Raw genomic sequence first — 13,912 nt, 5'->3', positions numbered from 1 at the left:
TCATGCGTTGATCTTGTTGTTTTTTGGAACTTTCGTGTAAAGCGGAATTAGGTGTTGGAGTGAGTAATTCGTTTTCGGTTGTTGAAGGACTTTCACCTATCTTCATTCTATAAAATGCTTCAGGAAAAGTACTTTATAATATTAGCCCCAGACTTATCTAAAAAATAGAAATTCACACCTCTCCATTGAGTGGTCGTGCTTAAACTCCTTTAATTTGATAGCGAGTCAGAACAATATTTTCTCGTCAGAATAGTTATTTCAATTTTGCCTGTCAACAAGCTTATATTTTTTATAAACCATTTTTTGTGTTGGTTTTGTATTTCTTGGGTGAAGTCCAAAAGCCCGTGTATTCCTTAGCAAAAAAAGACAATAGAATAAAGCTTTAATCGATAAGAAAAGTAGGCTTTGGGCTGTATTCAATGCTTGAAAAACTGGAGTGGACGATATTTGGTCGGGTTTTTCATTGCTTTTATTCTGAGATGAACTGCATTATTTATTCTTGTTGAGAAAAAGATTGTAACAGAGGGTAAGATGTTATTATAGAGATTTTAAGAATGGCTTATCCTCTTCCGTAAATCCTATCCTTGTTCCTTGGAATCCTAGATGATTTGTGATTTTAGTGTGTTCCATTTCCGCCTGAATGATAGTAAAATTAGGGGGTGTAAGACTTTGTAAGTTTGTTCAGGATTGTTTTGTGAGTTTTTTTTAGAAAAAAGTTGTTAAAAAAAATTTTTAATAATAGATTTGCAGAAAATAAAAAAGTAAATTTAATATTGAGACAAAGAAAATAAAATGGATAAATAAATGGGTTTTTTGAACAATAATTTAAATTATTAAGGGTATGGGTAAAAAATGAAAAGCAGTTGTTCGTGTGTTGTGAAAAAGATGCCAGCTAGATGGCGATAATCTATATCAATGGTATTGCATGATTTAATATGTTTTTGTCTTTGTAATCGATCGTTTATATGAGGTGTATATTGTGTTTTGAGTTTTTCAGTTTTGTCAACCAGCAGAAAAAAAATCGTTAACTATGAAAAAGCTGTATTTCTATTATTGTTTTTTGGTTTGCTTGGCGTCCAGGAAGGGTTTTCTCAGTTTAGGGTGTCAGGGAAAGTGATGGACCTTAAACAAGAGCCAATAGTTGGTGTCAATATTCTAGAAAAAGGGACATCGAATGGTGTAATTTCGGATATAAACGGGAATTTCACCATCGGCGTAAGTGATGAAAATGCTGTTTTAGTGTTTTCATTTATAGGTTTTGAAGGCAAAGAAGTTCCAGTCGATGGTCAGAATTCTATTTATGTTTCAATGAAAGAATCGTTGTCCGAGTTGGATGAAGTTGTGGTAGTGGGCTATGGAACACAGAAAAAATCCAGTGTGACAGGAGCTGTCTCTCAGGTTTCGGGAGAAAAATTGTTAAAGGCTCCTGTGGGGAATATAACCAGTAAGTTAGGAGGAGTCGTTCCTGGTGTTATTTCCTTACAACAGTCCGGTCAACCCGGAGCAGATGCGGCCAGTCTAATGGTTAGAGGCTCTTCGGCCAAATATATTGTCGATGGTGTTGAGCGAAGCTTTTCAGAAATAGATCCGAACGAGATTGAGTCGATATCTGTTTTGAAAGATGCATCTTCAGCATCAATTTACGGATTGGATGCAAATGCGGTAATAATTGTAACAACAAGAAGGGGGAAAGAAGAAGATTCACGAATTTCCTTCAATGCAGGCTACGGAATTAGTAAGAATACCCAGATGCTAGAGATGCTGGATGGCCCTGAATACGCGTACTGGTATAACAAGGCTCGGGAGATGGATGGCGACGATCCGGTTTTTTCATCAGAACATGTTGAGAAGATGCTGAATGGCGACCCGACAGATGGTTGGGGTAATACCAATTGGTACGAAAAAACTTTTGACATAGGAACCAATAAGAATTTTAATGTAAATGCTACCGGGGGAACAAAACAAATTAAATATTTTACATCGTTGGGGTATTTCGATCAAGAAGGAAATGTCGAAGGATTTAATTACAATAGGATTAACCTACGATCCAATATTGATGCTGAAATTGCCAAAAATCTTGATTTGAAATTTGATATATCGGCACGAGTAGAGGATAGGAGAAGGCCTGGTTTTTCAGCAAGTCCTAACGATTGGAATAACATACCTCAACAAGCCATTCGTGCCCATCCTTATGTTGTGGAAGAGATTGATGGCGTACCTGTTTCTACTCGAACTGCCAGTTCTCACGTCAATCCTATAGCCGCATCTACGATGAGTGGGTACAATAAGGTCAAAGCCAATATCCTTCAAACGAACCTTTCACTAAATTATCGTTTCCCCTTTATCAAAGGCTTAACAGCGAAGATGATGGTAGCTTATGATTTGTTCAATCAAACCTCTAAATCGTTTTCTACTCCGTATTATTCGTATGTAGCAAGTCTGCCAACAACGTCTCAGGGAGATATAAGTTATTCATATACTCATGATCCCCGAGGGAAAGTTGCCAGTCTGGTTGAGGGATCTTCCAAATATACTTACGTTACCACCAACACCAGTCTTAGATATGATAATCAGTTCGGACTTCATAATGTTTCGGCGCTAGCATTGTTGGAAACCATTGAAAAAGAAGGTAATAGTTTTGGGGCATATGGTTATGGGTTTGATCTTATGGAGTTGGATGAATTGAACTTTGCGACGTTGGATGAAAAGAATAAGGTGTCGGGTAGCAGTTATATACAAAGACAAGTAGGATTTGTTGGCAGACTAAATTACGACTTTGCTTCAAAGTATCTTGCCGAACTTTCTCTTCGTTATGATGGAAGTTATGTTTTTGGAGGGATGAATGAACGATGGGGTGCTTTCCCTGCTGCATCATTAGGTTGGAGGATTTCGGAAGAGAGTTGGTTCCAGAGCCTAGATTTTGTGAATAATCTTAAAATTAGGGGCGGAGTTGGATTAACCGGAACAACGCAAATATCACCTTACTATTATCTTAATACGTTGTCATTTTTAAACAACCCTGCGGTTGTCATAGGTGGTTCGGCTCAAAATGGATTGTTTACGTCGCGTCCGGCGAATACCGATTTAACGTGGGCAAAGTCATTACAATATAATGCAGGTTTTGATGCGATTTTATGGAAAGGGCTTTTGGGCGTTGAGTTGGATGTTTTCTACAAGTATATTTATGACATGCTTAGCTCTGTAGATGCTACTTATCCTCCTTCTTTTGGTGGATATGTTCCGGGGTATGCTAATAATAATAAACAAGATCATAAAGGGTTTGAAATCAATATATCGCATCGAAACAAGATAGGTGAGTTTTCATATCGTTTAAATGCCAATGGGACCTATACTAAGAGACGTTGGCTACGGTATGGTGATTCTCCGAATACACCGGATTGGCTTAAAATAACCGGGAAAGAGGTAGGTGCTCAGGTTGGCTTTATTGCCGAGGGCTTGTTCCAAAGTCAGGAGGAGATAGATAATTCTCCTTTAATTCCAGGTAAGGATGTACGTGTAGGTGATATTAAATATAAAGACCGCAATGGAGATGGTGTCATTACCTATGAACAGGATAGGGGATATATTGGGAAATCAGCCTATCCTAAGTTTATAGGAGGTTTTTCTTTTAGCGGTGAATGGAAAGGATTCGATCTTTCCTTTTTGTTTCAGGGAGCTTTTGGGCGTGATGTTGCACTTACCGGAGTTTATGGCAGCGGAGTTATGGATAATACTTCAATGACAAAACCATTTTATCATGGTGGCAATTCGCCTAAATATCTGGTTGAGAATTCATGGCGAGAAGATAATAACGATGGGGAATTTCCAAGATTGGCTATCGTCTCGGCCAGCTCTAACAATGCCTTTTCTTCAACATTCTGGTATCGAAATGGCAACTATTTGAGATTAAAAAATCTGCAAATCGGCTACACCTTTCCGAAAAGTTGGCTTTCGTCAATGGGGATCAGTAATCTGAGAATTTATGCCGAAGGTGAAAACCTTGCCACCTTTAGCGAATTGACGAAGTATAATATTGACCCTGAACAACCAGGTGTTTCAAATGGATATTATCCTCAACAAAGAATCTATTCAATGGGAATTAAATTGACTTTTTAATAATGGACACTATGAAAGATATAATTTTTAGAATAGGTCTTGTTCTGCTGGTAGTGGGGTTTTCGGGATGTAATGATTTCCTGGATACTACTCCAACAGACAGAATATCTGACGAAATTGTTTGGTCTAATAAAGAGAATGTTACCCTTTACGTTAATGGGTTTTACCCATACATTGATCGATATGGAAATTTTGGATCTTCCCAGTTTAGCGGGAACCTCACCGAAGGGTTAACAGAAACACTGAAATATGGTTCGTATGTGCCGGGAAGTAAAGCCGGAGATGCCAATATGTATGTGTTTGATCCGGAAGGGATCTCTCCCTCAGGGAATTTGCTGGATACTTGGGGCGAAACCTACGAAAGAATTAGGAGAGTAAACGAATTTTTGGTCGGACTGGAGAAATATTCAGAGTTGGATGATGAAACAAACGAGCTGTTTGAAGGACAAGCCAGATTTTTCAGAGCATTCTTGTATTTCCAATTGGCCAAACGTCATGGAGGCGTGATTTTGTATACCAACATGGATCTTCAGAGAAACCAAGCTAGGTCGTCAGAAGAGGAAACATGGAACTTGATTGAAGAAGACCTTGATTTTGCTGCGTCTGTACTACCAAAACAATGGGATCAAACAAATAAGGGACGTGTAACTAAAGGGGCCGCATTTGCCTTCAAATCCAGAGCGATGTTATATGCTCAGCGATGGGAATCGGTTAAAAATGCTGCTGACTCGGTATTTGCCTTGGGGATTTATAGTTTGACAGAACAGTACGAGAATGCGTGGAAAGGAGGAAATTCTGAATCCATATTAGAATACAATTATCTCATTACTGGTCCTTATCACACTTTTGATAAAGATTATGCCACTTTTGGTGAAATAGAAAATCAGGGAGGAAGTGGAACTCCTACTCAAGAAATGGTTGAATCCTATGAAAAAAACGATGGGACACAAGTGGATTGGTCTGCTTGGCATGTAGAAGGAGGAACAACTACACCTCCACCATATGGAGTGTTGGAACCTCGTTTTCATGCTACTGTTATTTATAATGGTTCAACTTGGCAGGGTAAAATTGTGGAGAATTCAGTAGACGGAACTAATGGGAGATATATGGGATATCGTGAAGATACTTATTCAAAAGGACGTACTACAACCGGCTACTATCTTAAGAAGTTCAGAGATGAAGCGCATACGGATTTGGTGACATATAACAGCACTCAACCTTGGGTGGAATTGCGACTGGCCGAAGTATACCTGAATCGTGCCGAAGCCAACTACAAGCTTGGAAATTTGGGAAATGCTCTAGATGATGTGAATGCCGTAAGAAGAAGAGTTGGTCTTCCTAATAAAGAGGGGCTTTCAGAAGAAGAATTATTTGAAGCCATCCGTCACGAAAGGAAAATTGAGTTGGCTTATGAGGGGCATCTTTATTGGGATATGCGTCGATGGAGACTTGCCCATCTTGAATATAACGACTACAGAGTTCATGGTATGAAAATTTCTCCTCATGAAGGAGGGTATCTGTACGAACATGTTGATTGTGACCTTCAAGATCGTAAGTTTCTTGAAAAGACTTATGTGTTGCCGGTTCCTTATAGCGAGTTGGCAAACAATTCAGCAATAGAGCAATATGATGAATGGAAATAAATCAGTGAACTATGAAAAGAAATATATTATTTACGGCACTACTTATTCTGGGGTTTCTCAATGGATGCCAGGAGCCAGATGAATTGATGCCCTCCATTTCCCGAGCTGGTATTAATAGTATAACGGCTACTTTTTCGGATGGAACTGGAGAGTTTATCGGGACTATTAATGAAGGAACCAATGAGATTATTATTCCAATTCCATACTATTTCCCGGTTAGTAGTAATAATAGGGTAACAGAAAATATGATTTCAAAAATGCGTGTTAAAGCCAATTTGGATGATAATGTCACGGTCTCTCCCCCTCTCTTGTATTTGGATTTGACAATGGACAATTTGATTTATGTAAAGGATCAGATAGGTGAGGTACACGAGTACATTGTGCGCGGTGAAATAAGGAAAAGTTCTGAATGTGAACTCAAAGAATTTAAACTTCCATCCCTTGGTTTAACCGGCGTGATTAACGAGTCGACCCAAACAATTTCTCTGGTTGCAATTGGAGAGCTTGAACCTTCTTTGGCAGAAGTGACATTGTCTTATCATGCAACGATTTCTCCCGATCCTAGAGAAATTGAACTTGACTATAATGATGAGGTGGAATTGGTTGTAACAGCACATGACGGAGTAACTCAAAAAACTTACACGGTTAAGAAGGAAATTCCTGAGAAATTACCTTACGGAATACGTTCCGGTAGTGCAAAACTAATGTTTGCCAAAAAGCTAAAAGCTGATATAGGTATCACAGTTGATCATCTGACGGGAGGGTTAGCAGTGGCAGGAGAATTTATTGTTTTAAATACAAGAGGTGAGAACAGCGTTTATTTGGATGCAAAAACCGGTGAAAAAATTGGAGAAATCGATCTTGGGGCGGTAAAAGGCAATCTGACGAACTTTTATAATACAATGGATAAAGCTGGAAATATCCTTATTTGTAACCTTGCACCTAATGATGGAGCATTTAAAATATGGAAAGTAGCCGGAATTTCTGGAACCCCGGAATTATTGATTGAGTGGGATGGAGGAGTCCCTGTTGGTCGTAAGTTATCGGTGCAGGGAGATATTAATGGAAATGCTATTATTACCGCCCCAATCTTGAATCTTGGTCAGCAATTCGCAAGGTGGAATATTTCGGGGGGTGTCCTTGCTTCTCAAACTCCTGAAGTAATAACGATGAGTGGACTTACAAAAGGATGGACAACCAATTGCGATATTATTTATACTTCAGGTTCGGATACCAATAGTGATTATTTTGTGGCGTCTTATTCAGATAACACATTAGCTTGGGTAGATGGAAGTACCCAAACAGTAAGTCAAATGTTAGAGCCAATTAGTGCAAATTATATTCAAAATGCGGTTGATTTTATAGCATTTAATAATGCTCGATACGTAACAGTAAACTGGGTGAACAGTTTTACCTGGGGCGCGTCGGATATGGTTTGGTTACTTGATGTTAGCGCCAGTTCTAATTTTACAGGGAACCTGGCAGCGGGGACTTGTCCTGCTGTTGTTTGGGAAACACCGCTTGATACTTACGGGGCTAAAGCGATTTCACCTGTAGTTCAGAATGCTAATGGAACAGGGGATGTTGCTTTAAAAGTTTCGGAGGACGGTTTCTATCTCTATCTCTATTTTATGTTTACAAATGGATATGTAGTAGGATACCAGTTCGACTGTATTGATATGTAGTGAATAGTTCTTGTGATATTGACACCCATATTGGGGTGTCAATATCATCTATTTTTTTAATCAATAAAAAACTATAGAACCCGATGATTCGCATGATTAGGTTTTTGATGGTGTTATTTTTTCCTTTCTTGATGTCTTCTACTTCATGTGAGAATAATAATGATTCCGTTCCTGATTGGGAATGGGATGAAAATGAAGATGAAGAAAAGGACAAACCAAGGATACTATGGATAGATGCTGCTGCCAATTTTGTGGATTTTGCCAATAACAAGGAAAACATTTTTCGTGATATGCAACTGGCAAAAGATGTCGGTTTTACAAGTGTGGTGGTGGATGTTAGACCAACCACAGGAGATGTTTTGTTTAAAACAGATGTGGCTGAGCAAGTTAAATGGTTGGGGGCCTGGCTTGATAAGGGGTATTCAAAAGTTGAAAGAACTGCTACTTGGGATTATTTGCAGGCATTTATAGATGTTGGTGAGGAAGTTGGGCTGGATGTTTATGCCGGCATAAACACCTTTGTTGGTGGAAATTCTACCAGTCTTGGCGATCAGGGTGTTTTATTCCGTGACAAGGACAAAAAAGAATGGGCTACATACTTACTTACTGAGTCAGGGGTAAAGAGCACAATGGAAGTTGGTGGTACTGGAGCGAAATTTTTTAATCCGGTACGTGAAGATGTACAGAATTATATATGTGACATGCTTGAAGATCTTGCCTCTTACGATGGGTTAAAAGGGATAATCCTGGATCGAGGACGCTTTGATGAGCTAGATAGTGATTTTTCAGATTACACAAAGAATGAATTTGAAGAATATTTGGGTTATTCAGTAGAGAATTTCCCTGAAGGGGTCATGGTGGAAGGAACAACTCCAGGTCATTTGCCATCCTCTACACCTGAATATTTTAAAAAATGGTTAGAGTTTCGTGCAAAGGTGATTCACGACTTCTTTGAGAAAGCCGCGGCAAGAGTCAAAGCTGTTAATCCTGAATTGAAATTCGGAGTTTATGTTGGAGGATGGTATTCTACCTATTATGGTGTTGGCGTAAACTGGGCAAGTCCAGAATATAATACCGCATCAGAATTTCCCACATGGGCTACCTCCGAATATAAGAATTATGGATATGCAGATATTATGGATGTAATCTTGATTGGGGCATATGCTAGTCCAACTAAGGTTTATGGTACAGCAGAATGGACCATTCAGGGATTTTGTTCTCAAGCCAAGAGAAAAATAAAAGGTGCTGCAATGGTTATTGGAGGTCCTGATGTGGGGAATGGAGCATGGGCCACAGCTAGTAATGATGTGACTAATGATGCGATTACTCAATCGGTAGAGGCGGTTTTGGATGTTTGTGATGGGTATTTTCTTTTTGATATGATTCACCTTAAGAAAAAAGACCAATGGGATGCTGTTAAAGAAGGCATTGGAAAGGTTATTACACCTGAAGAAGGAAAATAAAAATCAGATCGCTTTTATTCCGCTAAGTTTTTTATCGGGTTTTATGAATTAAGAATGAGATGAATTTAGCATGTAAGAAGGTTTTACACAAATGAGCATTTATAAAACTTGACATGCGAGTCTCGTTCATCCAATAACCTAAGAAAATTTTATAAGAATGATTAAGACTATAATCTGTAGGTTAGGTTCGGGAGCTTTATTTGGTGCCTTTTTGATGTTGTTTTTGACCGACAGCCTGAATATTGCAGCGCAAAGTGAATATTCCAGAGCATCCTTATGGGAAGATGAGATTGCTGAATTTAAACAAAGAGATCTGGAAAATCCACCGAAAGAAGGAAGCATCCTTTTTATTGGAAGTTCTTCCTTTAGAGGATGGCGTTCGTTAAAGGATGATTTTTCTGAATACAAGGTGATTAATAGGTCATTTGGCGGGTCTCATCTCTCTGACCTTATTTATTATTTTGACGATTTGATACTTCCATATAAACCTTGCCAGATAATTGTTTATGAAGGAGACAATGATGTAGCATCAGGAATGACACCGAAAGAATACTTACAGGATGTTGTTACGTTTTCCCGGATGGTGGAGGTTTTTCTTCCAGAGTCGGAACTTGCTTTTGTCTCTATTAAACCTAGTCCTGCCCGTGAAAAATGGATAGAAGAGTATCAAGAGGCTAACAACTTGGTTCGAGAATTTTGTATCAGTAAGCCAAATATGAAGTTTATTGATGTGAGTCAATTAATGATTGATAGAGAGGGAAAAATAAAGGAAGAATATTTTATGTCCGACATGTTGCATATGAAAACCTTAGGTTATCAACTCTGGAAAAAGGTGATTCTTCCATATTTAAGCGAGAAAGGGAAAAACTGATTTTTTTATAAAGAAATAGATGTAGTTATTATGAAAAGAATGCTTGTATTAAACATAGTGTTGGTTTCTTTTTTTATTGTTTCCTGTGTTTCATCAAAGAAACAAGACGAACCTGATAAACATATTTACATGTGGTTTGACTGTGAAGCCAATTATGAACGGCTGAGCTATCCAGATTCCATTAAATATTACCTGAAAAAAGTTAAGGATATTGGAGTTACTGACGTAGTGGTGGATGTTAAATCAATTATGGGGGAAACCCTGTATGATAGTGATATTGCTTCGTTTATGGGAGAATGGCATGGTGTTAAAAGGAATCGTGATTACGATATGATAAACCTTTTTATTAAAGAAGGAAAGAAGATAGGCTTGGGAGTGCATGCCTCTATGAATGTTTTTTCCGGTGGACATAATTTCTATAATAGAGGGATAATTTATGGAGAACATTCTGACTGGCAATCGATCAATTATTGGTGTGATTCCATTGTTCCTATATCGGAAATGAAATGGCATTATAATGGCATGTTAAATCCTGCTCTTCCCGAAGTTCAGGATTACCAGTTAAGTATTATTGAAGAACTGGTTCGAAAGTATCCCAAGCTTGATGGATTGATTCTTGACCGTGTGAGGTATGATGGTATAACATCTGACTTTAGTGATTTTTCCCGAAAGGCTTTTGAAGCGTATGCAGGTATAAAAGTGGAAAATTTTCCTGCCGATATTCTTTTTTGGGAGAAGAATGATGAAGGTAACTATGAATGGAAACGGGGAAAATTATTCAATAAGTGGATTGAATGGCGCACATCCATTATTTATCATTTTTTTGAAAAGGCTCGGACGGTTACGAAAAGTGCAAATCCCGATATCCTATTTGGAACATACACCGGAGCATGGTATCCGGTATATTATGAGCTGGGCGTGAACTGGGCCAGTAAAAAATATGATCCATCAATAGATTATGATTGGGCTACTGAAAATTACAAAAACTACGGATATGCAGAGTTACTTGACCTGTATATGACCGGTCTTTATTTTTATGAAGTTACAATTGAGGAGGTTGAGAAACTTAATGAAGTTTCAGCAGAGAAGAGAGGTGAAGCTGCGATGGGTAAAGGTAAAGATTACTGGTATTCTGTAGAAGGAAGTGCTCAGCTTGCCAATAAAGTGATTAAAGATGTTGTCCCTGTTACAGGCAGTCTGTATGTTGAGCAATATGAAAAAAATTCCGAGCAGTTTAGTAAGGCTGTTCAAATGGCTTATCAATCAACCGATGGTTTAATGATATTTGATATTGTGCACATCATTAATAAAGACTGGTGGGAGGTTTTGGAGAAAGCTCTTTCTAAGGCAAAACAAGAAAACTGATTGCGAAGGCGTTGATCGTTGTTTTTTGGGTGTTAATAAACAAAAGCTTTTATGTTTTAATGAAGCCTTAAGGAAAAAGAATGGTATCACGATACCAAATTTATTTTGGGATGATTAGCCCTAACCTAAAAGAAAGAGAATCAAATTTGTCGGACTTGCCTATTTTAAAACCATTAGTTTAATGAACCTATCATTCATAGATATTAGTATTGTGTTGTCTTATTTGGTCCTAACCTTGTTTATAGGTTTTTGGTTGTCCAAAAGGGCATCCAAAGATTTACAGGCTTATTTTCTGGGAGGGAATTCCATAAAGTGGTATTTCTTGGGCCTTTCCAACGCATCAGGGATGTTTGATATTTCAGGCACCATGTGGACCGTTACCATTGTTTTTGTATATGGTCTAAAGAGCGCTTGGATTCCATGGCTTTGGCCCGTTTGGAATCAGATTTTCGTTATGGTGTTTCTGGCCATTTGGATGAGGCGATCCAATACGATGACAGGAGCACAGTGGATTACCTTCCGATTTGGAGATGGACGAGGTGGGCGGCTTTCCCATATTATTGTAGTGTTGTTTGCCGTTGTCAGTGTCGTAGGTTTTATTGCCTATTTTGTTGAAGGTATCGGGAAATTTGCAACGACCTTCTTTACCTGGGATTTATCCACAACACTATTTGGGTTGTATTTGACTTCTGAGCAGGTATATGCACTTATTATAATTGGTATTACCACATTATATACCATGAAAGGGGGTATGTATAGTGTTGTTAGTACCGAGGTACTTCAGTTTCTCATCATGACAGTGGCATGCATATCGGTGGGAATAATTGCCTATAACAAGGTTACACCGGAGCAACTTTCTGCTGTGATCCCTGATGGATGGACCGATTTCTGGCCGGAATGGAAGCTCGATTTGGACTGGTCGAAAATTTTCCCAGAATTGAATGATAAAATTGGGGCCGATGGGTATGAAATGTTTGGGATGTTATTAATGATGATGATACTTAAAGGGATATTTGCCAGTTTGGCCGGGCCAGTGCCTAGTTACGATATGCAACGTATTCTTAGTACTCGAACACCAGCTGAGGCGGCAAAGATGAGTGGGTTAACATCGTTGGTCCTTTTTATTCCTCGTTATCTTATGATTGGTGGTTTCGCCGTATTAGGTTTGGTATATCTGAAGCCGGAATTAATGAAGATGGGAGCAGATATTGATTTCGAAATGGTTCTTCCTCTGGCCATCCGGCAATTTGTTCCTGTTGGGATTAAAGGGTTAATGTTGGCGGGTTTATTGGCTGCTTTTATGGGTACTTTCGCAGCATTTATTAATGCTGCCCCGGCCTATTTGGTCAATGATCTATATAAGAAATATTTAAACCCCGGAGCTTCGAATAAAATTTTGGTCAGATATAGTTATTTATCAAGTCTTTTGTTGGTAATTATTGGACTTGTTTTTGGCCTATTTGCCAGTTCTTTGAACAGTCTTACCTTATGGATCACTTCATCGCTTTATGGGGGATATGCTGCTGCCAATGTATTGAAATGGATTTGGTGGCGTTTTAACGGGATGGGTTATTTCTATGGCATGCTTGGAGGCCTTGTGGCTTCAGTTATAGTCCCTCCATTAGTAAGAATGTTTGCCCCGGGAGCCATTGATATTTATATGTATCCGATAGTTTTACTTATATCAATGGGTGCTTCTGTACTGGGTACGCTATTTTCCAAACAGGAAGATATGGAAATCCTTAAGAACTTCTATAAGCAAACAAAACCATGGGGATTTTGGAAACCAGTAAAAGAAGCGGTAATGAAGGAGGATCCAACTTTTCTTCCCAATGAAGATTTCAAGCGGGATATGTTTAATGTTTTAGTTGGGGTTTCTTGGCAAATGTCTATGGTCGTTTTGCCCTTGTTTTTTCTTTCGGGAGCGTATGATAAGGCTTGGATATCACTTGGTGTATTAATGGGGACCTCCGTGTTGTTAAAGTTTTTCTGGTATGATCATATTAAAAATATAAAATAGTCATGGAGAATGTTTTGAAAAATATTATTCAATTAAGAAGGCTCTTTTTGTTGGCGTTTTTTTGTTTCAATTATCTATCAATTTGGGGTCAGGAAGTAAATATTGATACTTCATTTGCAAATAACTATTATTTAAATAAACGTGCGATGCATGAAACTGTATCGGTTAAATCTTGGAATGTCATTTTTTTGGGTAATAGTATTACTGAACGTGGATTTTGGAAGGAGTGGTTTCCTTCAATCCCAATTCTGAATCGAGGAATTGGGGGAGATAACTGTTGGGGAGTCTATGATCGATTAGATTCGATTTTGGCAGGAAAACCTGCGATGATCATTATGATGATTGGCATTAACGATCTTGGTAGGGGGATCCCTGTTCCTCTGATCGCTGACCAATATGAACAAATCATAAAAAGAATTAAAGAGGCCAGCCCATGTACCAAATTGATATTGCAGACAGTGTTACCGATTAATGAAGAAACCATTTGGTATGATTACATGAAGGGTAAAACATCTAAAATTAATGAATTAAATACCTGTGTTCGGGGATTGGGACAGAAGCATAATCTACTGGTGATTGATCTACATAAATTATTTTCTGATGCAAACGACCAGCTGCCAAAAAACTTATGTGTTGATGGACTTCATCTGAATGAAAAGGGATATCAGGTTTGGGTAGATTATTTCAAAACCAACAATATTTTTAATTAGCAGTGAGGACACTTGCTTAAGACGATTTTACAGAAAAAA

At 38.4% G+C, this 13,912-nt stretch carries 8 protein-coding genes; all 8 read left to right on the top strand.

Going from position 1 to position 13,912, the window contains the following annotated elements; translation table 11 throughout:
- The first annotated feature begins 999 nt into the window (after positions 1-999).
- The 8 genes from ACT29H_RS06945 (at position 1,000) to ACT29H_RS06910 (ending at position 13,873) form a co-directional block, all read left to right on the top strand.
- A complete protein-coding gene (locus tag ACT29H_RS06945) occupies positions 1,000-4,116 on the top strand; it encodes a SusC/RagA family TonB-linked outer membrane protein (RefSeq protein WP_444820886.1) in 3,117 nt (1,038 codons plus the stop codon).
- Positions 4,117-4,127: 11 nt separating this feature from the next.
- Positions 4,128-5,759, top strand: a complete 1,632-nt coding sequence (locus ACT29H_RS06940; RefSeq protein WP_444820885.1) for a RagB/SusD family nutrient uptake outer membrane protein — start codon at positions 4,128-4,130, stop codon at positions 5,757-5,759.
- A gap of 11 nt (positions 5,760-5,770) precedes the next feature.
- The gene (locus tag ACT29H_RS06935; protein ID WP_444820884.1) at positions 5,771-7,444 is read left to right on the top strand and encodes a DUF5018 domain-containing protein; all 1,674 of its coding nucleotides are present in this window, start codon (positions 5,771-5,773) and stop codon (positions 7,442-7,444) included.
- Positions 7,445-7,527: 83 nt separating this feature from the next.
- The gene (locus ACT29H_RS06930) at positions 7,528-8,907 is read left to right on the top strand and encodes an alpha amylase family protein (RefSeq protein WP_444820883.1); all 1,380 of its coding nucleotides are present in this window, start codon (positions 7,528-7,530) and stop codon (positions 8,905-8,907) included.
- Between the two features lie 157 nt (positions 8,908-9,064).
- On the top strand, positions 9,065-9,778 hold the full coding sequence (locus tag ACT29H_RS06925) for a GDSL-type esterase/lipase family protein (RefSeq protein ID WP_444820882.1): 714 nt from the start codon (positions 9,065-9,067) through the stop codon (positions 9,776-9,778).
- Positions 9,779-9,808: 30 nt separating this feature from the next.
- Entirely contained in the window at positions 9,809-11,143 is a 1,335-nt protein-coding gene (locus tag ACT29H_RS06920) for an alpha amylase family protein (RefSeq protein WP_444820881.1), read from the top strand.
- 181 nt (positions 11,144-11,324) lie between these two features.
- A complete protein-coding gene (locus tag ACT29H_RS06915; protein ID WP_444820880.1) occupies positions 11,325-13,163 on the top strand; it encodes a sodium:solute symporter family protein in 1,839 nt (612 codons plus the stop codon).
- A gap of 2 nt (positions 13,164-13,165) precedes the next feature.
- Positions 13,166-13,873, top strand: coding sequence for a GDSL-type esterase/lipase family protein (locus tag ACT29H_RS06910; protein ID WP_444820879.1), 708 nt, complete (start codon positions 13,166-13,168; stop codon positions 13,871-13,873).
- Positions 13,874-13,912: the final 39 nt, after the last annotated feature.

Origin of the sequence: Thermophagus sp. OGC60D27, from assembly GCF_052400625.1 — a bacterium.
Classification (GTDB): domain Bacteria; phylum Bacteroidota; class Bacteroidia; order Bacteroidales; family Marinilabiliaceae; genus Thermophagus.
The sequence above is the reverse complement of the archived record's forward strand: the minus strand, read 5'-3'. Positions and strand labels throughout refer to the sequence as shown.

What these genes read in the sequence shown, in the direction of transcription:
- ACT29H_RS06910 (WP_444820879.1), top strand. Translation starts at nt 13,166, where the DNA reads ATGGAGAATGTTTTGAAAAATATTATTCAATTAAGAAGGCTCTTTTTG.
- ACT29H_RS06925 (WP_444820882.1), top strand. Translation starts at nt 9,065, where the DNA reads ATGATTAAGACTATAATCTGTAGGTTAGGTTCGGGAGCTTTATTTGGT.
- ACT29H_RS06935 (WP_444820884.1), top strand. Translation starts at nt 5,771, where the DNA reads ATGAAAAGAAATATATTATTTACGGCACTACTTATTCTGGGGTTTCTC.
- ACT29H_RS06930 (WP_444820883.1), top strand. Translation starts at nt 7,528, where the DNA reads ATGATTCGCATGATTAGGTTTTTGATGGTGTTATTTTTTCCTTTCTTG.
- ACT29H_RS06940 (WP_444820885.1), top strand. Translation starts at nt 4,128, where the DNA reads ATGAAAGATATAATTTTTAGAATAGGTCTTGTTCTGCTGGTAGTGGGG.
- ACT29H_RS06915 (WP_444820880.1), top strand. Translation starts at nt 11,325, where the DNA reads ATGAACCTATCATTCATAGATATTAGTATTGTGTTGTCTTATTTGGTC.
- ACT29H_RS06920 (WP_444820881.1), top strand. Translation starts at nt 9,809, where the DNA reads ATGAAAAGAATGCTTGTATTAAACATAGTGTTGGTTTCTTTTTTTATT.